This is a genomic window from Neisseria sp. P0021.S006, assembly GCF_051956895.1.
In genome coordinates, this window is the sequence record NZ_JBQCWZ010000789.1 from 1 (window position 1) to 661 (window position 661).

Consider the following 661-nt stretch of genomic DNA (forward strand, 5'->3'; position numbering starts at 1 on the left):
TTCGTACGGTAAACCAACTCGAGCGCATTGAAAGCGGCGAGATTTGGGTGGACGGCATCAATGTTGCCGATCCGAAAACCGATTTGAACGAGGTGCGTGAAGAAGTGGGCTTTGTGTTCCAAGGCTTCAATCTGTATCCGCATTTGACTGTCTTGGAGAACATTATTCTTTCTCCGATGAAAGTAAAAAACCAAAGCCGTGAAGAGGCGGAAAAGAAAGCAATGGAGCTTTTGGAACGCGTCGGCTTGGCGCATAAAAAAGACGCGCTGCCCGGCCAGCTTTCCGGCGGTCAGCAGCAGCGTGTGGCGATTGCACGCGGTTTGGCGATGGAGCCGCGCGTGATGTTGTTTGACGAGCCGACTTCTGCGCTTGACCCTGAAATGGTCGGCGAAGTATTAAAAGTGATGAAAGACTTGGCGGAAAGCGGTATGACCATGATGTGCGTAACCCATGAAATGGGTTTTGCGCGCGAAGTCGCCGACCGTGTGATTTTTGTCGATAAAGGCCAGATTCTGGAAGATGAAACGCCGGAAGAGTTTTTTACCAATCCGAAACACGAGCGTGCCAAACAATTCCTGCAACAGGTGATGACACATTAAACTTAGGCCGTCTGAAATTTCAGACGGCATGATCGGTTTGAATGATTTTGAAAGTTGAAAAT

1 protein-coding gene is annotated in these 661 nt (G+C 49.2%); it reads left to right on the forward strand.

All coding sequences use genetic code 11. From position 1 onward, the window contains the following. Positions 1–599: amino acid ABC transporter ATP-binding protein (locus ACTHUM_RS17115; protein WP_440403571.1), on the forward strand; the 599-nt coding region annotated here is incomplete at its 5' end. Positions 600–661 lie beyond the last annotated feature (62 nt).